Raw genomic sequence first — 20,881 nt, 5'->3', positions numbered from 1 at the left:
ATGTTGTACTTGGGAAGAAAGGCGGTAATGACAGAGGAAGTCATTACCTCCTTTCATATAAAAAGCGGTGGACTGATTGGAGTAAAGATATACCTGTTAAGTCATAGATAAAAAATTATCTGACTATATAATGAATATAGTTAGTCAAAACTAATTTAAGGAGGTACTGTTTCAATGAAACAAAAATCAAATGAAATCAAGCGGTTGTTTCAATTTATGGGAAAACACCGTACATTGCTGAATGTATCTCGGTTCTTATCGGGGATCAGCGCATTGTTTATTATGTGTCCGTTTTTGTGTGTCTATTTTGCCGCAAGAGATTTGGTATCCATATTTGCCGGAAAGCCAATAGACACAGGCAATCTGGTAAAGTGGGGCATGGCGGCACTTGTATTGGAACTGGTTGGGCTTCTGCTTTACTTCATAGCATTGCTGTGTTCCCATGTTGTAGCGTTTCATACAGAAAAGAACCTGAAAATGGCTACATTAAAGGCACTTTCAAAGATGTCTATGGGATATTTTGATGTAAACCCAAGTGGAAAACTCAGGAAGATTATTGATGAAAATAGTTTCCAGACAGAAACATTTATTGCACATCAGCTTCCCGATCTTGTAGGCGCACAGGTTACTATGATTGCAAGCGTAATCTTAATGCTTGTTTTTGATTTGAGAATAGGCATTCCATTGATATTGTTATATGGAATAGGCTTTTTCCTGCAAGGGGCTTTAATGGGCAAGGAGAGCAGGGAATTTATGATGCAGTATCAGGATTCGTTAGAGAAGATGAATCATGAAGCTGTGGAATACGTCAGGGGTATATCAGTAGTAAAGGTATTTGGTCAGACAGTCAGGTCATTTTCAAAATTTAATGCAACAATCAATGATTACAGAAAACAGGCGCTTGCATATACGATGTCATGCAGGAAGGGTATGGTAGCGTTTAATTCTGTTATCAACTCGAATTATCTGGTTCTGGTTCCGGCGGCAATTATTATTGCTATGGTTTCAGATAATCTGATCGGATTTATGCAGAGCTTTTTATTCTATCTGATTTTCTCTCCAGCCTGTGCAGTTATGCTGAATAAAATCATGTATATGACAAGTTACAAGATGCAGGCAGAGGAAGCTATGCGTAGGATTGATACGATACTGACTGCTACACCGCAGCCGGAAACAAACAATCCAAAAACAACAGATAAAAATGATGTGGTCTTTGAGGGCGTGACCTTTGCCTATGAAAATACGGAGCATCCGGCAGTCTTGAATTTAAGTTTTGTGGCAAAGTCGGGAACAACGACAGCATTGGTAGGACATTCGGGTTCAGGAAAAAGCACAACAGCTAGTTTGATACCACGTTTTTATGACGTGCAGAGTGGACAGATTAAGATTGGAAACGTGGATATTAGAGAGATTGCCCACGCTGATTTAATGAAAAAGGTGGCATTTGTTTTTCAAAATCCCCAATTATTTAAAGACAGCCTTTTAGAAAATATCAGGGCGGGCAGACCGTCAGCTTCAAGAGAGGAAGTCCTGAAGGCGGCTCATCTGGCGCAGTGTGATGATATTATTGCTAAGTTTCCAAGTGGGATTGATACAGTGGTAGGGAGTAAAGGCGTTTACTTATCAGGAGGAGAAACACAGCGTATTGCGATTGCAAGGGCGATTTTAAAGGATGCTCCAATTATAGTCCTTGATGAAGCCACGGCATTTGCTGATCCGGAAAATGAGCAGCAGATACAAAAAGCATTTGAAGGGCTGCTTTCTGGTAAAACGGTTATTATGATTGCGCACCGCCTTTCAGCCGTGCAGGATGCTGACCAGATTCTTGTAATGAAACAAGGCGAGATTGTAGAGAAGGGTACACATAAGGAGTTGGTGCAGTTAAACAAAGAGTATGCCCGTATGTGGAATAATTATATGAAAACGACAAACTGGCACATAGGAAATGAGGTGGAAGTATGTTAAAGAAAATGTTTGCATTAAGCGATAAGGGAGCAAGGGATTTGAGGGGCGGCATTATTGCAACCGCAGTTAGTCATATCAGTTTACTGCTTCCTGTCGGTCTGCTTATGATGATTGTTCTTGATATTCTAAATGTTATATCAGGGAACACACAAAAACTGGAACATAATACATGGGAGTATATCGGGCTGACAGCCGCCATGTTTATCCTTGTGTTTATTATGCATTGGATACAGTACAACAAAACCTATACGGTAGCTTATTCAGAAAGTGCGTCACGGAGAATCACGCTTGCTGAAAAACTCAGAAAACTGCCGCTTTCCTTTTTTGGACAGAGGGATTTGTCAGATTTAACTTCTACCATTATGGGAGACTGTACGGCGTTAGAGCGTGTTTTCTCCAATGCCGTTCCGCAGTTTTTTGGAACAATGATCATGTTTATCATAACCGCCGTAAGTTTATTAGCCATAGACTGGAGAATGGGTTTGTGTATTGTGCTGCCGATTCCTATTGCTGCTTTAATTGTTTGCATGGCGAGAAAGGCGCAGACTAAAGCAGAAACAGCAAATTTTAATGCAAAGAGAGCAGCATATGATGGGGTTCAGGAATATCTGGATACAATTCAGGAATTAAAATCATGCGCAAAAGAGCAGGATTATTTGAATGGTTTGGAGAAGAAACTGGATTATGTTGTTCAGTGTTCTTTTAAAAATGAACTGGCACCAGGGGCGGCAACAACAGTAGCACAGTTTGTGCTTCGTTTGGGATTGGTGGCTGTGCTGCTTGTTGGCAGTGTCTTGGTTATAGATGGTTCGTTAGCTGTTCCTATGTTTATTTTGTTCCTGATATTTGCAGGAAGAATTTACGATCCATTTACCACTTGCTTTATGATGATGGCAGAACTCTTTTCCTCACAGGTTAGTGCTAAGAGAATGAAAGAAATTGAAAATACAACAGAACAGACGGGAAGCGATGTATGCAATAATCATGGATATGATATTGAATTTAAGAATGTTAAATTTTCTTATAATGAAGAACCTGTGTTAAAGGGGGTGTCTTTTGTGGCAAAGCAGGGGGAGGTAACAGCACTTGTTGGCCCTTCCGGAAGCGGAAAATCCACAGCGTCAAAACTTGCGGCAAGATTTTGGGACGCGGATTCAGGAAGCATTACGCTTGGTGGCGTTGATGTAAAAACCGTTGAGCCGGAAACCTTGTTTAAAAATTTTGCGGTGGTATTTCAGGACGTTTTATTGTTTGATGATACGGTAATGGAAAATATACGTTTAGGCAGGAATGGAGCGACAGATGAAGAAGTGAAGCAGGCGGCAAAGGCAGCTCAATGCGAAGAATTTATCAACCGTCTGCCGGAAAGCTATCAGACAAATATCGGGGAAAATGGAAGCGCACTTTCAGGAGGAGAACGGCAGCGCATTTCCATTGCCCGTGCGTTGCTGAAAAATGCTCCCGTGGTGCTTCTTGATGAAGCTACTGCTTCAATGGATGTTGAAAGTGAAACACTGGTTCAGGATGCGCTTTCCGTATTATTGAAGAATAAAACCGTAATGGTGATTGCGCATCGCATGAGGACAGTTGCCAATGCGGATAAGGTTGTTGTCTTGGATGACGGAAAAGTAAGTGAAATGGGTACTCCGTCTGAGTTGATGGCTGCGAATGGCTTGTATGCACATCTTGTGGCATTGCAGCAGAAATAAAGGAGATAAATACAATGAAACTTTATAAGTCGGGTGAGGATTATTTGGAAGCTTTACTTATATTACAAAAACAAATAGGGATTGTGCGCTCAGTTGACCTTGCCCGGCACATGGGATATGCAAAGCCCAGTATATGCCATGCAGTGTCCGTTTTGCGTGAATGCGGCTATATTACTATGGATTCAGACTATTTTCTGCATTTGACAGAAACGGGTAAGAAAGTGGCTGAAAAGATATATGAAAGACATAAATTTCTAACAGAAATGTTGGTAAATGTGGGTGTATTAAAGATGTGTTTGTGGATTTACAGGAAGAAATAGTTTATTGGTTGTAGTGGTAGCAGGAATTCAATTTAGTTTTCACAATGTCCCTGTGAATAAAGATATGGTACGATTAAATAGTAGTGAGGGCGTGGGAGAATATCCTGCGTCCTTTTTTGTGCGTGAAATAAATAAAATTTCGATATGCAAGGGATGCTTATTGGACAGCATAAATGTTATAAATAAGATATAAAGAAAAAGCAAGTAAGTTGAGTCAGAGTTAATCACTATTGATTTGGAGGTGGCAGATATGCATATTTTAACAGGAATTTTAATGTTCATAATATTTGCGATTATAGCAGCATGTGGAGGAGATTATTCAGGGATTGTAGTTATAGGAAAAGTAGTTGGCTTTCTAGTTCTTCTATTTGTAATATTATGGTTATTTACACAGCCAGCACTTCTTATAATTGCTATTATTGTATTGATTACAATTGTAGTATGTTGTTCTTCAAAGTAAGGGAGTTACACTTGTCGGACCAGATGATGTTGTGGAAGATTAGTAAGCTACAATCAGTGGTTAAAAATGATAACGATGACAAGAAGAAAAAGATGATAGGACATATTGTTCTATCTGTTTGTAAAATGTACACAAAATCACAGGCTATTTTAAGAAATATAGAGGTAAGGTTCATAATATAATCGTTGCTATTATTCCAATAGTAGAATATAATGGTACTTATTATGGAGAGTTTTAATTAAGGAGTATTTAACAGCAATGGATAGGTAGGTTTTTCTTGATAAACGGGAATATACCGGACCGATATACAAGCAGATAGAGAGTGCGGTTGATTTTGTTTTGAAAAATATCAGACTTGGAGCGACAATAGATGGTTTAGTGCGTCGGGAAAGCTATGAACTTCCGGTAGAAGCATGGGGAAGTGGCATCAGAAGAATTATAAGTGCTGCCAGAGAATACGGACTTCCTGTTCTCACAGTGGAAGTATATGATGATATGTTTCGGGCGAATTTATATAGAAATGTGCAGGGCAACGTAAATGGTGGAGAAAAAGGTGGAATAAATAAACTTACAGACTATGATAAAATCAAATTTTTAGGAGAAAAAAATGTGGTATTGTATATCTTTTTTAATAGGCTTTTTGTTAAGTGGAGCTTGTTATGGGTGTAATCTTTTTCTACAGAGTTTCTGTATTAAGAAAAAAATATATTGGCTACAGAGAATGAGTATGGTGATTATATCCATCATTCCAACTATAATTATTGGAATTTGCTTTCATGCTCATCCATTTCATTTTATTTCAATTTTTAATTGGAAATTGTGGTCAGTAGCAATTGCAACAGTAATAGTAACGAGTCTTATCATTAAGTTGAAACATGAATCACATGAGAATGTACCTTTAGCACCTTTATGCGTAGAAGCTGCATGTATGGAAATACCTCAAAGAGTGATGATGCAGACTTTGGTTTTGGGGATTTTAGCAATGCAGAAACTAAACACTTTATGGAGTGTTTTTATAACGGCATTGATTTGGTGTGCGGGCATCCTGGTTCAAGCACTTGTTACCAAACAAAAGAATTTCCAATACTTATTTTTAGAAGTGTCAGCTTCCTTTGTTTTCTCAATGGGAATAGGATATGTATTCTATTCTTCAGAATGCTTATTTATTCCGATGCTGGCACATGCTGCTGAAAGATTTGTTACGAGAACATGTCTGAGAGAAGTGGAGGAATAATATGACAGAAACAGAATCTTAGGTATTGTTACCATGGCAACAACGGAAGATGATATTAATAACGAATTGGAGGCATTATAATGAAGTGGGCAGTTTCAATGTCGTCATCGACTATAGATAGGAATATACTTGCAAGTATGAGTATGACATCAACTAATGATAGAGAACAGGAATTATTTATCAATGCTATAACAAAAAGATATAGACAGTCGTTGCAATTAATAGGAATAATGGCAATAACAATTCTACTTGGCTTTATAACAATTATTTTTACAATCAGCAGTATCTATGGAAGAATAGTAGTAGCTATATTTGGGATGATAGTATTCATATTTGCAGGAATAATATCAAGAGTACTTTTAGGTAATCAGCGAGAGCAACTTAGAAGAGTTAATACTATGAAGATTGAAAAAGTAAGTGCAAAGTTCGAGAAAGCAACAGTATCAAGCAGTGGAAGATATGGTGGAACTAATTATCTTATAAAAGTCAAAGAAATAGATGGATGGTATAATGTAGGAAAAGAGTATTTTAAGATAGAGGAGCATCCACAAGAGGTTACACTCAGTATATATGCTTATAATACGTCTAATGGCTATTGTAAGACTTATCTGGTGACAGAGTATTAGGCATAAGCATAGTCATAAACAAGTTGCCTTTGATGATTATTTGTCTCTTTGGTGTTAGCGATGCCAGTTGGTGATTGATCATAGCATAGTGTTGATAGGATTAAGTGTTGAAATTCAAATTATGCTTTGGTATGATGTAATAAGAATAAAAAAGATGATGAAATGAGTATAAAGGTTATGAGTAAAAATAATTTTATAATTAGAGTTTTGACAAAAGATGACGCAGAACAGTATAATGCATTATTACGATATTCTTTTCAGGTTACAGAACAAGAACTTGCAGAAACAGGATGGAAAGATGATGAGATTAAACAGTCAAAGTTTCCGGTTTTGGAGAGAGCAGACGTATTAGGCTGTTTTAATAAAGATGAACTTGTGGCACAGTTCGCAGTATATCCACTAGATATGAATATATATGGGGAACGTTATCAGGTTGGCTTTATTACAAGTGTATGTACATATCCGGAATATACAGGTCAGGGTATTATGAAAAAGTTAATGAAGAAGAGTCTTACACGTATGAAAGAGAGCAATAAATCATTTGCACTTTTATATCCATACTCTATCCCATTATATAGACGACTTGGCTGGGAGATTATATCTAATAAGATGACTTATGTAATTAAGGATACACAAGTTCCACAAAAGATTAAAGAGCCAGGTTATGTAAGGCGTGTTGAATGGAACGATCATGATTTTAAAGAACTTCATGGAATGTTTGCGGCTAAGATGCATGGATGTCTGTATCGCAATAAGCTTGCCTGGGAAGAATATTTTCGTTGGGATGAAGACGATACTATGGTGGCTATATATTATACAGCGCAGGGTGTACCAAGTGGCTATATGGTATATTTAATTAGTTCAGATGTTATGCATATAAAAGAGATGATATATCTTAACAGAGAAGCACAGCTTGGATTATGGGAATATATACATAAACATGATTCTATGATTGACGAAGTAAGAGGTAATAATTATTATAGTGAGCCGATTGCATTCGAATTAGATGATAGTGATATAAAAGAAACTATTCGTCCGTATGCAATGGGAAGAATTATAGATATAAAGCAGTTTGTTGAACAATATCAGTCTGATCCGGACGGTCCTGGTGGTATATTCGAATTTGAGATTACAGATGAACTTTTACCATGGAATAATGGTAATTTTATTATAGAATTTATAGATGGCAAAAGTAATATTTCACAGAAAAAGCCGGAGTATCATCTAAAGATGTCAATAGGGACACTTACAACACTCATGATGGGATATAAGAATGCAGAATATCTTTTTAATATGGGTAAAATTGAAGGTGATGTAGAAGGTGTTGGAAAAATCGATGATGTATTATTACATGAGATACCATATGTGTCAGATTATATTTAAGAAAAATTATTGATAGTATAAGACTTATCTGATAGAGATTGATATGATTAATAATACAACGTATCAATAAAAGGGAGAGAAAACTATGCAGATACTAATAGATGCAGATGCTTGTCCTGTGATTCAAATAGCAGAGAAAGTTGCAATAAAATATAATATCCCGGTGACACTTATATGTGACACGAATCATATTCTTAATTCAGATTATAGTGAAGTTATAGTTGTCAGTGCAGGTGCAGATGCTGTTGATTATAGACTTATAAATATCTGCCATAAGGGAGACATTGTAATTACACAGGATTATGGAGTAGCAGCGATGGCTCTTGCAAAAGGTGCATATTCAATTCATCAGTCGGGTAGATGGTATACCAATGAGAATATAGATCAGATGCTTATGGAAAGGCATATTAATAAAAAAGCACGCAGGACATCTGCTAAGAATCATATTAAAGGACCACGAAAGAGAACAGAAGAAGATGATAAAAGGTTTGCAGAATCATTTGAGAAAATTGTAAAGTTAGCTATGAAGACGCAAATAGAATATAATAATTAAAAGTTAGTATAGCACATAGTTTATTTTAATGTTGATGAATAAAATATTATAACGTAACTGGCAAAATAAAAATCCACAAAAGCACATTAACAATCATATCATAGAAGTTAATGTGCTTTTGGTTATATAAAAATTAATCTATCAAAATATCAAGAAATAATATCCGTATAGTGAAAAATAGATTTGCAAGAAAATATCAAGAGCAATATATAATATTTATGCAACGATATACATATATAATATCTGCAGGCATATCTACATAATATACATAGATGTCTGTAAGCATATTTGTTAATATACATAGATGTCTGTAAGCATATCAATATAATACACACAGATGTCTGTAAACGTATCTATATAATACACACAGATGTCTGTAAACGTATCTATATAATACACATAGATGTCTGCAAGCGTATCTATATAATACACATAAATGTCTGCAAACATAGCTATATAATATACATAGATATCTATAAACATACATATCTATACAATGTATATATTCATAAATGTATCTATATTATAGAACATATACATGAGAATACCATAAATATAAGTAGTATTAAAAACTATGTAACACAACATACATACAATAATATCTTGACAAAAACACGATATAGAATTATACTCAAATAAAAATACTTTGAATATCAAAGTATTTTTTACAAGATATAAAGTCAGAACAAGTAGCCTGTCGGATATTTAATATGTAATATATTATAGTCAATTATCTGGCAGGTATAGAAAGTGGAGGAATAATTAATGAGTGATTGTATGTTAAAAGAGTTAAGAATAGGTAATCTAGTAGCGAAGATTCCAATAATTCAAGGTGGCATGGGTGTTGGAGTAAGTCTAAGCCGTCTTGCAGGAGCTGTTGCTAAAGAAGGTGGAATAGGAATAATATCAACAGCTCAGATAGGATATGATGAAGACGATTTTTCTAAGAATCCGAATGAGTGCAATATAAGAGCGATTAAGAAGCATATAGATAAGGCAAAAGAGATTGCCTGTGGCAATGGGCTTGTGGGAGTTAATATTATGGTTGCACTTAAGAACTATAAGGAACATGTAAAAGCAGCAGTCAAAGCAGGTGCAGATGTTATTATAAGTGGAGCCGGACTTCCGATTGAACTTCCGGAACTTATAGAAAAAGGCTGTAATACTAAGATTGCACCTATAGTATCTTCTAAGAAAGCACTTAAGATAATTCTTAAGATGTGGGAGAAAAGATATAATACAACAGCTGATTTTGTAGTTATTGAAGGACCAAAAGCAGGTGGACATCTTGGTTTTTCGAAAGAACAGCTAGAGGATATAGATAACCTCTGTTATGACAATGAGATAAGAGATATTATAGAATGTAAAAAAGAATATGAAGAGAAGTATAGCAAAGAGATACCGGTTATCGTAGCAGGAGGAATATATGACAATAAGGATATTAAGCATGCATTAAGCCTTGGAGCAGATGGAGTGCAGATAGCAAGTAGATTTGTGGCAACCTGTGAATGTGATGCATCTGACAGATATAAAGAGGCATATATTAATGCTAAGGAAGAAGATATTAGAATTATAAAAAGTCCTGTTGGAATGCCAGGTCGTGCATTATACAATGATTTTGTTAAAAAAACAGAGAAAGGAAGAATTCCTATAACAAAGTGTTATGGATGCCTTGAAAAGTGTAATCCGGGAGAAGTTCCATACTGTATAACAAAAGCATTAACAGATGCAGTTAAAGGAGATATAGATAATGGGCTTGTGTTTTGTGGTGCTAATGTAGGTAGAATAGATAGGATAATGTCAGTGCATGAATTAATGATGGAATTATGTTGTAATGATTAAAATGGAAACTGAAAGAAATATAAACCGTATTGCAAGAAATTGTGATAGATAATTAACAATCACTATGTTATGATATATATACTGTTAGAGAAAATCATAGAATATTAAGCGACTGATAACAGCTATATGATATTTTATGAAAAAAAATCGGATGTTAAATCCGAGATTATTAACGATAACAGGGGGAATATTAATAAGTAGTGAGGGTAAAAGTATGAGAAAAACAAAATTATCAAAACACACTAAGTTGACAGGAATTTTTCTTGCAGCACTTGTAATGATGGGGACAGCTGTATTTGCATTCAATAAGACCGGTGCCAATGCTGCATCAGGTAATGGAACACAGTATGTATCATTATTCTATGGAGATTCATGGAGTAGTAACTGGGGACAGGCAGTAGATGTAGCGACAACTAGATGCGGTGGAGAATTTGATGCATCTAATATTAAAAAGGGCGGTCATTTCTATGTAGAATACAGTGGAACAGAAGGAAAAGTAGAACTTATTTTTCAGAGTATGTCAGGTGGAGCATCATGGGCAAAAGTAGAACCAAGTGAGAAAGGTTATGCAAATGGACATTATTTTATGAAATATTCATATGATAACTGTGTAAAAGCATTTGGAACAGATAATTTTGTCGGACTTCTTGATAAAGTATATGTAGGTGCGACAGATACATATGTTAATGTATATTCACTTTGCTATGATTATGGCAAATCAGTTTCATCACAGAATAGTGCTTCAGGTAATACATCAGGAAGTACAACAGACACAGGTAATAAAAATAATACAGAGAATAAAGATAATTTACAGACAGTTACAAAAGCAGAAAATTTCTATGTTGATGGAACGACAATACGTGATGCTAATGGTAATGAATTCATAATGAGAGGTATTAATGTTGCACATGCATGGTATACAGGGGAGACTAAGCAGTCAATAGAAGCGATAGCAAAAACAGGTGCCAATACAGTAAGAGTTGTTGTAGCTGATGGACAGACATATACTAAGACAAGTGCAGACGAACTTAGGAATATAATCAGCTGGTGTAAGGAGAATAATCTTGTATGTGTATTTGATGTACATGATGCAACAGGACAGGATGATATCGGTTATCTTAACAATGCAGTGAATTATTGGAAAGAGATGAAAGATATTCTTAATGAGAATAGTAAATATGTTATTCTAAACATTGCTAATGAATGGTATGGAACATGGGATGGTGCTGCTTGGGCAGATGGCAATAAGTCAGCAATTAAGAGTCTTCGTGATGCAGGAATTAAGAATCTTATAATGGTAGACTGTGCAGGATGGGGACAGTATCCGGATTCAATAAAAGATTATGGAAGAAGTGTATATGAAGCTGATAAGACTGGCAATACAGTATTCTCAATTCATATGTATGAATATGCAGGTGGCGATGCAGCTACTGTTAAGAAGAATATAGATAATGCACTTTCAACAGGTGTTCCTGTAGTTATTGGCGAGTTTGGATGCAGACATACTAATGGTGATGTAGACGAATATACAATTATGAGTTATTGTAAAGAGAAAAAAGCAGGATATATAGGCTGGTCATGGAAAGGTAATGGTAATGATTGGATATACTTAGATCTTGCTAATACATGGGATGGCAGCAGTCTTACAGAGTGGGGTAAGACACTTATATATGATACTAATGGTATAAAGAATACATCTAAGATATGCTCAGTATATACTGGTAAATCAGATAGTTCATCAGACTCAAAAAATGATAATAAAGAGACTGAGACTAAAAAAGATACAACAGACAATAATTCACAGCAGGATCCTTATGTATCAGTGTTTTGGGGAAATGCAACTACATCATGGTGGCAGGCAACAGCATCATCTAAGACAAACAGAGCAGGCGGTGAGTTTAACGCATCAGATATTAAGAAGAATGGTTACTTTTATGTAGAATATTCAGGCGATGAGAAACAGCTTGAACTTATCTTACAGAGTTGGTCAGGTGGAGCTAACTGGGCTAAAGTACAGGCATCAGAATATGGAAGTGCCAATGGACATTATTTTGCAAAATTTTCATATGATGATTGTGTAAAAGCATTTGGAACATCAGATTTTGCATCAAAGCTTGATCAGATTAATGTAGGAGCAAAAGAAGGTACTATAACAGTATATTCAGTAGCATACTGTTATGGAAGATAGTAATTGTCAAAAGTATATTAATAGAAGATACTAGAATATAATCTAGTAGATTACTAAAATATGCTCTGACAGAATTGTTAAGAATCTGTTAGAATTACTAAAAAATAGAATCGTTTGGAATTGCTATTTTAGAATTTGGTAAAATAACTATATAAAGCATGAGAAGATCACATATATAATATGCATTTAAGTGTAAAAGTATATGTGATCTTTTTTATAATATGCGTTTAAGCACAAAAATATATCTACTCTTTTTTTATAATATTTGTTTAGACTAGACATAAGAGTATATCAGCTGTTTTTGTATTTTATACATTTGTTAATAAGAACATAGTTAATATTTTGTAGATGTAGAAGAAAGATTTTTACAAAGTATAAGTCAGATAGCCTAATAAAAGATCTTTAAGATATGCCGATAAAAACTATATGACATTAAAAATTATACGATATTAGCGATGTATTTTTGCAATTATTAAAAGAGGAGAGATGATAATATATGAAGAGTGTAGATATACTGAAGAAGATATTTATGGGACAATGTATATTTTTTGTCATTGTATTCATAATATTTTTCATCTGTCATAGTGATAAATCTGGTATTACAGACACAAAAGCAATACGAGAAAGTTTTAATAAGGGATGGACAGTAAAGAGCAGTGAAGATACAAAGTTATATGATACACTTCCTGTATCTGTAAAGTCAAAAGATAATAAAGTATGCCTTACTAGAAAAATTGGAAAAATAAGCAAGGAACACAATGCTATTGGATTTTTTTCATTTCAAAAGAATATTCATATGTACATAGATGAAACAGAGATATTATCATTTACTAATACAACGTCAATAAAGAGCAAGATGCCGGGTAATAGTTGGATATTCTATGAATTTGAAGAAGAAGACGAAGGACATATATTAACAATAGAGATGGAACAATGTTATGCTAAAGGTAGTGTTACAATACCAATTATATATAGTGGTACAATATCTGGAATAACTAATAGATACATGAGAGATAAGATAATGGCATTATGCTTTAGCGTAGTCGGAATTGCTGTAGGCGTTGTTCTTATTATGCTGTGGCTTTGCACTGGCAGGAATATCATAGTATCTGGAGGACTTCCATGGCTTGGTGCTTTTGCTGTAATAAGAGGAACATGGTCGTATCTTGAAGCTAATACATATTCAATACATTCGCCAAATCTGATATTGCTAGTATGGATATCATATCTGTGTCTTAAGTTCACAGTTGTACCATTTGCATTATTTTTTGATATAACATTCTATGAGAGCAGATCAAAGTTTTTAAAAGTACTTATGTATTTATCATTCATAGATATTTTTTTAACAATACCACTTCAGCTTATGGGAATAGCGGATTTTGCTGATACAATACTTCTGACTAATGTACTTATTTTGGCTTTATGCATATATGTCATTGTGACCGGAATTAATGGAATAATAAAAGAAAAACATGGTAAGTGGGTTATTAAAGAAAAGCATATGACATATAGAGTTAATATAGTTGTTGTGTTTATACTTGTAGCAACGAGTATTATAGATATATATAGGTTTTATTGTTCTAATTCTCCTGATATAGCAAGGTTTAGCAGGGGTGGATATTTTATATATGTAATTGCAATTATGACTGCAATAATGTGGGATTATGCGAAGTTAGTATCAATTGGAAGACAGGCAGAGAATATACAGGCAGAAGCATATATGGATCCAATGACAAAACTTAATAATAGAGCATTTTTTGAAAAATATATTGATAGTTTTGATAAGATACATTTGGCAGATAAAGCAATAGTTATGTTTGATCTTAATAACCTTAAGAAATTCAATGATATTATGGGGCATGATATGGGAGATTGTTATATTAAGATATGTAGTGAAGTAATACAGGATCTTTTTGGCAGATATGGCAAGATATCAAGAATAGGTGGGGATGAGTTTTGTGGAATTGTTGCCGGACTTACTGAAAGTGAATTTGAAGATATAAAAAAAGAGATGGCAGAACGTGTAAATACACTTCAGATATATGGAAGTGAGATAAAGATGGAGATAGCATCAGGATATTGTTCTTTTGATAAGAAGACAGATGCTAATCTGCGAGAGACTATGAAAAGAGCTGATGAGAAGATGTATGAGAATAAGATTAAACTTAAAAATGAACAAAGTGTAAGGTGAAAATAGAAAAAGGTTGAAAACCATCTAAAAAGTGTTTATAATTAATGAGAAAAGTACTGTAGATATAGAAACAGAAATATAACAGAAAGAACACTTGGTAATGAAGTGTAAGGTGAAGTCATGATTAATAGATAGTTTGATTATAAGAGAAACAGATAAATATGATGCCTGGATACAGGTTTATTTGTATACACTTTGATTGAATTGTCGTTAATTGTGAATTTTGGTTATAGATATATTGCGGTGGAGAATATTATATAGAAGCTATCTGGCTATAAAAGTTTTTACTAGAATAGATTTGTACTTGTATTTCAAAGTCTGAAAATGATGTACGATTACAAGCTAAACTTGGCAGTAAGAACACCACAGGCTTGTAAGTGGAAGTAGTCAGTGGGTGATATGAAGCAGTATATTAATATAATAGATATGAGATTTGATTAAGAAGATTTAATATATAAGAGAGCTTATATATGGAATTCGCATTGTATACAGATTAATGTGTATGCAGTGCGTTTTTTGATTATTGGGGCTTATCTAAGGAATATGATTATAGTATACTTTGGATTATTGCATCCGATGATTGTATGCAGTTAATTGTACTGCAGATTGGAGGAATATATGGCTGATATTAATGTTAATAATCTTACTTTTGCCTATGAGGGCAGTTATGATAATATATTTGATAATGTTTCATTTAGTATTAATACAGACTGGAGACTTGGTTTTATTGGACGAAATGGAAAAGGAAAGACAACTTTTCTTAACCTCTTATTAGGGAAATATCCATATATAGGGACTATAACGTCTAAAGCAGTGTTTGATTATTTTCCATACCATGTTAGTGATACAGATCTTCATAAGACAGCAGATGAACTTATGAATAGTTGGAAGATAGGAGTTGAGACTTGGAGAGTAATGTGTGAATTACCTGCACTTGCTATAGATGCAGAACTTTTATATCGCCCATTTTCAACATTAAGTTTTGGAGAGAGAAATAAGATAATGCTTGCTGTACTTTTTTCAGGTGATAATGATTTTCTGCTTATAGATGAACCGACTAATCATCTTGATATTGGAGCAAGGGAGATAATTAAGAATTATCTTAAGTCAAAAAAAGGATTTATTCTGGTATCACATGATAGAGATCTGCTTGATGCATGTATAGATCATGTACTTGTCTTGAACAAAGAATCAATAGAAGTGCAGACGGGAAATTTCTCAAGCTGGTGGGAGAATAAAGAGAGAGCAGATAATTATGCAAAGATGGAGAATGAAAAACATCTTAGCGAGATAAGTAAGTTAAAGAAGGCATCAGATAGAAGCAGGAGATGGGCTGATAAGAATGAGGATACCAAGATAGGTTATGATCCGATAAAGGAACATGACAGATATATGGAGACTAGAGCTTATATAGGTGCAAAGACTAAGAAGATGCAGGCGAGAGTTAAATCTTATGAGACTAGAATTAATCGTGAGATAGAAGAAAAAGAAGGTCTTTTAAAAGATATAGAGAGCGTATGTGAATTACAGATTGTACCTAAGAAGTATTATAAGGAACGATTGTTAAGTTTAAGAGATTTTTCGCTTAAATATAATGATGTAGATAAACTAGCTGTAAGTGGTATTACATTCGAGATTAATCAAGGTGACCGATTATTTATAAGAGGTGATAATGGCTGTGGTAAGTCTAGCATTATAAAAGCAATTTTACAACAGGCAGGTCACGCAGATAGCACAAGTGCCATCAATAAAAATATTGCTGATATATCTTCTGCATTTACAACATCAGGAACTTTAGAGGTAGCATCGAATATAATAATATCTTATATTAATCAGGATACATCTCATCTTAAAGGCAATCTTAGAGATTATGCTAAGATGTATGAGCTTGATTATACAATGTTACTTACACTTTTAAGAAAACTTGATCTAGAGCGTGTGCAATTTGAGAAGAATATTGAGACATATTCAGAGGGACAGAAGAAAAAACTTCTTATAGCATCAAGCCTTATAACATCAGCACATCTGTATATCTGGGATGAACCATTTAATTATATTGATATATTCTCAAGAATGCAGATTGAAAAGCTGATTAAACAATATAAGCCTACAATGCTTATTGTTGAACATGATGTGAGATTTACAGAAGAGATTGCTACGAAAAAGATACAATTATAAATATAAGTTAATGGCGAATCAAGTAAAAAGGTTGATTCGCCATTGATATTAAGAGATAATATATATATTATAATTGTATTTAGATTTTGGATTTAAGTTCCGGATGAGATTTAATATACTCACCAATCTTTTTATCAGAACCAAGTATATGATTAGATAACCACTGAAGTAAGAATGTTATAAGTTCGTTAAGATATTCGTCCTGATTGTCATCAATATTATCAAGTTCACTTAAGTTAATATTAACAAGTTTCTCAATAAATGCACTGTGTGCATGTTTCTGACTATTAATATGTGGATAGTTAATTCGTAACATTAATTCTTCTTCATCGTGAAAATGTGATTCGGTATAATCTTTAAGTTCAGATAACAGACGCATAATTTCATCATATTTATCATGAAGATAAGCAGCATTAATAACATCATTAGTTCCTTTAATGATTTCAAAAAGATGTCTATGCTCATCGTCTACAAGTTCAATTCCGGTCATATATTTTTCGGAAAAATCAAAAATAGAAGAGTCTTTTACTTCATTAGCTGATGCAGACATCTTGCCAATCATCATATCGCTGCTTAGAATATGATGATAAAGCCATCTTACAAGATATGTAAGAAGTTCATTAAGAGATTTTTTTGCATTTTCTTTAGATGAAGTATCAAGTTTAAAATTGTTAATCTTCTCTGCAAAAGCGGCATGTTCTTTCTTTTGAAGACTAAGTTCAGGATCATTAATCTCTTCCATATAGGCTTCTTCATGGGCAAAATGATTAAGAGAATAATCTTTTAATGACTTTAAAAGATTGTTGCATAATGGCATAACATCATCAGTTTTATTTATAAGTTCAATCGATTCATTAATTACTTGAAATAGTTGTCTATGTTCATTGTCAATCTGTTCAATATTTATCATACAGTCTTTTGTGAATTCATACATAACAAAAACCTCCATAGAAATACTTTTTGATAATATCGGATGTGATAAAGCGTAGGTTAAGAATGTACAGGTAGAGAATTTTTTTTGATACTTGAAATGATACTTTAGTGTGACGAAATAATATAAAGATTCAGATTACGGGAATGCGTAGCATGTAGTAATCTGATGAATCATAAATGACGGGCAAAATACCTTTTGACCGTCATATCATATAAAGTTATGGTATAAAAAACGAGATTATGTAATTACCTTAGTGAATTATACAATTATAGGGGGACGATAAAGTGGATCAGGTAAAAACAGGAATATTCATACAACAGACAAGAAAAGAACTTGGATATACACAAAAAGAACTTGCAGATAAAGTAGGTGTAAGTGATAAGACAGTATCAAAGTGGGAGACTGGTAAAGGACTTCCTGATATAAGTTCACTTATGCCGCTTTGTGATGCACTTAAAGTCAATGTTAATGAACTTATATCAGGTGAGAGACTTGAACCGGAAGAATATCCAAAGAGAGCAGAAGATAATATGCTTAATCTTCTAAAAGAAAATAAGATATCCAAAAAAGGAATGAAGATACAGATAATATTAGGGATTATATTGCTGATTCTTGGAATAGTAACTGCATTTGGCTTTGCAACACTTAGAATAGAATGGTATATAGATGTTCCAACACTTACAATTAATGCCTGTTTATGTACAGCTATAATACTGCTATCAGGAAAAAGAGAGAAAAAAGATATACTTAGACTTTTAAGAAAGGTAGTAATACCAGTAGGATTGGTTGTAAGCATGATAGCATTTGTATGTATAATGGCATTATTAGGTAGTGCAACGCTTTTAGGTCCTAATCTGGCAGTAGCGATTTTATCTGCTATGTATTCAATGATAGCATACATAATTATAGTAGTAATAGAGAGTAAAATAAAACCTTAAAGGCTATTCTACGAATATTCGGATTAATTCTACGGTAAGCAGGTTGAGAGATTGCGAGAATCTTCCTACAATTATAGTAAGAATATAAGGCAATAATACGCAAAAGATTATAACAAAGACATGTAATGATAGTGAACCATATTTGCCTTACTGATAAGGAGGAAGATCTATGAAGTTAAATAAAGCAGGAATAACAGGGTTTGTATTATGTTTTACAGCTATACTATTTGGTATAGCGACTAATGGTGGAATGGAGACTATTGTAAGCTATCTTCATCTGCCATCATTACTTGTGACTGTTGGAGGTTCTTTTTTCGCAGTTATGGCAACTACGGATTCATTTGAAGATTTGATATTTGGCTTAAGTGGTTTTATAGAAGCATTCAGGGTAAAAGGACGGGATATAGATCATGTATGTGAGGAGATTCTATATATGTCTGATATAGCAAGAAGAGAGGGAATACTTGCACTTGAAGACAGGATGCAGTCGATGGATAATAGTTTTTTGAAAAAAGGAATGACACTTGTAATAGATGGAGCAGATCCTGAACTTATAAAAGATATTATGGATATAGAGATGACTCATAGATATGAAAAAGAAAGAGAGAGAGTAAAATTCTGGCAGGATTTTGGAGCATATGGTCCGGCATGGGGAATGGTAGGAACACTTATAGGACTTATTAATATGATGAAGAATATGGGAAGTGATCCTAGTTCGATTGGAGAAGGAATGTCACTTGCGTTAATTACAACTCTCTATGGTTCTGTACTTGCTAATTGGCTATGTATTCCTATTGCAAGAAAACTTGACAAAAACTGTTCAAAAGAATATCTTGAAATGGAACTTATAACAACTGGAACATTGTCAATACAGGCAGGAGAGAATACAAGAATTATAAAAGAGAAGATACAGGCAATTATAGAACGTGAAGATGAAGAGAATAAGCAGCAGCCTGTAGAAAAGGCAGCATAGTTAAAAACTATACCAAAACGCAAAAAAAACATATTTTGAAAAAGCAAATCATTCTGATATAGTGTGTAAAAAGATATTATACATCAGAAAAAGAGAGTGAGGAAATGATATGCTTAATATAAAATATGATATAGTTGGTTCTTTCTTACGACCACAGCAGATAAAGGAAGCAAGAGCAAAATATAATAATGGTGATATAACACTTAATGAGCTTAGACAGGTTGAGAATGAAGAGATTGCAAAGCTTGTAGAAAAAGAAGTAGAGCATGGACTTAAATATGTTACTGATGGTGAATTCAGAAGAAGATGGTGGCATCTTGATTGGTTAAAAGAATTCGAAGGATTCTCAACTAAACATCTTGATAAAGAACGTAATGGTGTAGTCAATCATATTGAATTAGGTTATATAACAGGTAAGATAAGTTATGATTCTTCACGCAGTCATGCAGAGATAGAAGCCTATGATTTTTTAAGAAAAGAAGCATCAAAATATCCAGGTATAGTTGCTAAAAAATGTATCTCCGGACCTAATATGATTCTTGTAGATAATTATCTTCAGCTTGGAATTAAAGAGATACCATACTATGGAAATGATATTAATAAATTAATAGATGATATTGCAATAGCATATCAGACAGCTATAAGAGATCTATATGCTCATGGATGTCGTTATCTTCAGATAGATGATACATCATGGACATATATGATAGATGAGAATTTCCTAAAGAAAGTAGATTCTCTTGGTTATAAAAAAGAAGAAGTACTTGAGTGGTTCAGACTTGTGTCAACTAAGGCACTTGAGAATAAACCACAGGATATGATAATAGCTAATCATTTTTGTAAAGGTAACTTCAAAGGTCATCCATTATTTGCAGGATTATATGATTCTGTTGCACCTGTTATTACAAAGATTCCTTATGATGGATTTTTTGTAGAATATGATGATGAGAGATCTGGTTCATTTGAACCATGGTCAGTACTTAAAGGAACTGATACAACTCTTGTAGTGGGACTTATATCAACTAAGAATCCTATTCTTGAAGAACATGATTTTATTAAGAAGAGATATGAAGAAGCTAAGAACATAATTGGTGATAATATAGCACTTTCACCACAGTGTGGATTTGCTTCTGTAGAAGAAGGTAATTGCATAGATGAAGATACACAGTGGAAGAAGATAGATCTACTTGTATCATGTAAAGATTTTCTGTAAGATTAAGAGAGAGTAAAAAATTTGCATTATTAGTATATTTATATATGAAATGGTGTATTAAAAAAATTTAATATATTAAATAAGTATAGATATTTGGTATATTGAATAATAAAAAGCAGCCCTATATTACACTTATACATTATAAGTTTAAGTGTGATATGGGGCTATTTTTAT

At 33.8% G+C, this 20,881-nt stretch carries 17 protein-coding genes and 1 pseudogene; 16 read left to right on the top strand and 2 right to left on the bottom strand.

The window, feature by feature from the left end:
- The first annotated feature begins 174 nt into the window (after positions 1–174).
- The 9 genes and pseudogenes from KQI85_RS11555 to KQI85_RS11515 all read left to right on the top strand — a co-directional run bounded on the left by KQI85_RS11555 (position 175) and on the right by KQI85_RS11515 (position 8,250).
- Complete coding sequence (locus KQI85_RS11555; RefSeq protein WP_216576244.1) at positions 175–1,965, top strand: ABC transporter ATP-binding protein; 1,791 nt, start codon at positions 175–177, stop codon at positions 1,963–1,965.
- Positions 1,959–3,674: an ABC transporter ATP-binding protein gene (locus KQI85_RS11550; protein WP_216576243.1), complete on the top strand. Its 1,716-nt coding sequence runs from the start codon at positions 1,959–1,961 to the stop codon at positions 3,672–3,674. Before KQI85_RS11555 ends, KQI85_RS11550 begins: the two co-directional genes overlap by 7 nt.
- Positions 3,675–3,688: 14 nt before the next feature.
- Positions 3,689–3,958, top strand: a pseudogene (locus tag KQI85_RS11545) (metal-dependent transcriptional regulator); the annotation flags it as partial.
- A 286-nt stretch (positions 3,959–4,244) separates the two neighbouring features.
- A complete protein-coding gene (locus KQI85_RS11540; RefSeq protein ID WP_216576241.1) occupies positions 4,245–4,454 on the top strand; it encodes a hypothetical protein in 210 nt (69 codons plus the stop codon).
- Between the two features lie 339 nt (positions 4,455–4,793).
- Complete coding sequence (locus KQI85_RS16625) at positions 4,794–5,123, top strand: hypothetical protein (RefSeq protein ID WP_253293856.1); 330 nt, start codon at positions 4,794–4,796, stop codon at positions 5,121–5,123.
- 58 nt (positions 5,124–5,181) lie between these two features.
- On the top strand, positions 5,182–5,688 hold the full coding sequence (locus tag KQI85_RS11530; protein ID WP_216576240.1) for a type II CAAX prenyl endopeptidase Rce1 family protein: 507 nt from the start codon (positions 5,182–5,184) through the stop codon (positions 5,686–5,688).
- 80 nt (positions 5,689–5,768) lie between these two features.
- On the top strand, positions 5,769–6,314 hold the full coding sequence (locus KQI85_RS11525) for a hypothetical protein (protein WP_216576239.1): 546 nt from the start codon (positions 5,769–5,771) through the stop codon (positions 6,312–6,314).
- 177 nt (positions 6,315–6,491) lie between these two features.
- Positions 6,492–7,697, top strand: coding sequence for an enhanced intracellular survival protein Eis (gene eis / locus KQI85_RS11520; RefSeq protein WP_216576238.1), 1,206 nt, complete (start codon positions 6,492–6,494; stop codon positions 7,695–7,697).
- A gap of 85 nt (positions 7,698–7,782) precedes the next feature.
- Positions 7,783–8,250: a YaiI/YqxD family protein gene (locus KQI85_RS11515; RefSeq protein ID WP_216576237.1), complete on the top strand. Its 468-nt coding sequence runs from the start codon at positions 7,783–7,785 to the stop codon at positions 8,248–8,250.
- Between the two features lie 291 nt (positions 8,251–8,541).
- Here the strand turns inward: KQI85_RS11515 and KQI85_RS11510 are convergent, their stop codons facing one another.
- The gene (locus KQI85_RS11510) at positions 8,542–8,682 is read right to left on the bottom strand and encodes a hypothetical protein (protein WP_216576236.1); all 141 of its coding nucleotides are present in this window, start codon (positions 8,680–8,682) and stop codon (positions 8,542–8,544) included.
- Positions 8,683–9,015: 333 nt separating this feature from the next.
- On the opposite strand from KQI85_RS11510, the gene KQI85_RS11505 reads away from it, so the two are divergent.
- The 4 genes from KQI85_RS11505 (at position 9,016) to KQI85_RS11490 (ending at position 16,649) form a co-directional block, all read left to right on the top strand.
- Complete coding sequence (locus KQI85_RS11505; protein WP_371820609.1) at positions 9,016–10,092, top strand: NAD(P)H-dependent flavin oxidoreductase; 1,077 nt, start codon at positions 9,016–9,018, stop codon at positions 10,090–10,092.
- 214 nt (positions 10,093–10,306) lie between these two features.
- Entirely contained in the window at positions 10,307–12,280 is a 1,974-nt protein-coding gene (locus tag KQI85_RS11500; RefSeq protein ID WP_253293854.1) for a cellulase family glycosylhydrolase, read from the top strand.
- 496 nt (positions 12,281–12,776) lie between these two features.
- Positions 12,777–14,471: a GGDEF domain-containing protein gene (locus KQI85_RS11495; RefSeq protein WP_216576235.1), complete on the top strand. Its 1,695-nt coding sequence runs from the start codon at positions 12,777–12,779 to the stop codon at positions 14,469–14,471.
- A gap of 618 nt (positions 14,472–15,089) precedes the next feature.
- Positions 15,090–16,649, top strand: a complete 1,560-nt coding sequence (locus KQI85_RS11490) for an ATP-binding cassette domain-containing protein (RefSeq protein WP_216576234.1) — start codon at positions 15,090–15,092, stop codon at positions 16,647–16,649.
- 79 nt (positions 16,650–16,728) lie between these two features.
- Here KQI85_RS11490 and KQI85_RS11485 read toward each other — a convergent pair whose 3' ends face one another.
- Positions 16,729–17,583: a bacteriohemerythrin gene (locus tag KQI85_RS11485; protein ID WP_216576233.1), complete on the bottom strand. Its 855-nt coding sequence runs from the start codon at positions 17,581–17,583 to the stop codon at positions 16,729–16,731.
- A gap of 284 nt (positions 17,584–17,867) precedes the next feature.
- Between KQI85_RS11485 and KQI85_RS11480 the strand changes: the two genes are divergently transcribed.
- From KQI85_RS11480 to KQI85_RS11470, 3 genes are all read left to right on the top strand, one after another.
- Positions 17,868–18,521: a helix-turn-helix transcriptional regulator gene (locus KQI85_RS11480; protein ID WP_216576232.1), complete on the top strand. Its 654-nt coding sequence runs from the start codon at positions 17,868–17,870 to the stop codon at positions 18,519–18,521.
- A 169-nt stretch (positions 18,522–18,690) separates the two neighbouring features.
- The gene (locus tag KQI85_RS11475) at positions 18,691–19,494 is read left to right on the top strand and encodes a motility protein A (RefSeq protein ID WP_216576231.1); all 804 of its coding nucleotides are present in this window, start codon (positions 18,691–18,693) and stop codon (positions 19,492–19,494) included.
- Between the two features lie 109 nt (positions 19,495–19,603).
- Positions 19,604–20,707 carry a methionine synthase gene (locus tag KQI85_RS11470; RefSeq protein WP_216576230.1) on the top strand — a complete coding sequence of 368 codons (1,104 nt, stop codon included), beginning with the start codon at positions 19,604–19,606 and terminating at the stop codon, positions 20,705–20,707.
- Positions 20,708–20,881 lie beyond the last annotated feature (174 nt).

This window comes from Falcatimonas sp. MSJ-15 (assembly GCF_018918265.1).
In the GTDB taxonomy this organism is placed as follows: domain Bacteria; phylum Bacillota; class Clostridia; order Lachnospirales; family Lachnospiraceae; genus Falcatimonas.
The sequence above is the reverse complement of the archived record's forward strand: the minus strand, read 5'-3'. Positions and strand labels throughout refer to the sequence as shown.

Coding starts and splice junctions, on each gene's coding strand:
- KQI85_RS11555 (WP_216576244.1), top strand. CDS start 175: ATGAAACAAAAATCAAATGAAATCAAGCGGTTGTTTCAATTTATGGGA.
- KQI85_RS11550 (WP_216576243.1), top strand. CDS start 1,959: ATGTTAAAGAAAATGTTTGCATTAAGCGATAAGGGAGCAAGGGATTTG.
- KQI85_RS11540 (WP_216576241.1), top strand. CDS start 4,245: ATGCATATTTTAACAGGAATTTTAATGTTCATAATATTTGCGATTATA.
- KQI85_RS11530 (WP_216576240.1), top strand. CDS start 5,182: ATGGTGATTATATCCATCATTCCAACTATAATTATTGGAATTTGCTTT.
- KQI85_RS11525 (WP_216576239.1), top strand. CDS start 5,769: ATGAAGTGGGCAGTTTCAATGTCGTCATCGACTATAGATAGGAATATA.
- eis (WP_216576238.1), top strand. CDS start 6,492: ATGAGTAAAAATAATTTTATAATTAGAGTTTTGACAAAAGATGACGCA.
- KQI85_RS11515 (WP_216576237.1), top strand. CDS start 7,783: ATGCAGATACTAATAGATGCAGATGCTTGTCCTGTGATTCAAATAGCA.
- KQI85_RS11505 (WP_371820609.1), top strand. CDS start 9,016: ATGAGTGATTGTATGTTAAAAGAGTTAAGAATAGGTAATCTAGTAGCG.
- KQI85_RS11500 (WP_253293854.1), top strand. CDS start 10,307: ATGAGAAAAACAAAATTATCAAAACACACTAAGTTGACAGGAATTTTT.
- KQI85_RS11495 (WP_216576235.1), top strand. CDS start 12,777: ATGAAGAGTGTAGATATACTGAAGAAGATATTTATGGGACAATGTATA.
- KQI85_RS11490 (WP_216576234.1), top strand. CDS start 15,090: ATGGCTGATATTAATGTTAATAATCTTACTTTTGCCTATGAGGGCAGT.
- KQI85_RS11485 (WP_216576233.1), bottom strand. CDS start 17,583: ATGTATGAATTCACAAAAGACTGTATGATAAATATTGAACAGATTGAC.
- KQI85_RS11475 (WP_216576231.1), top strand. CDS start 18,691: ATGAAGTTAAATAAAGCAGGAATAACAGGGTTTGTATTATGTTTTACA.
- KQI85_RS11470 (WP_216576230.1), top strand. CDS start 19,604: ATGCTTAATATAAAATATGATATAGTTGGTTCTTTCTTACGACCACAG.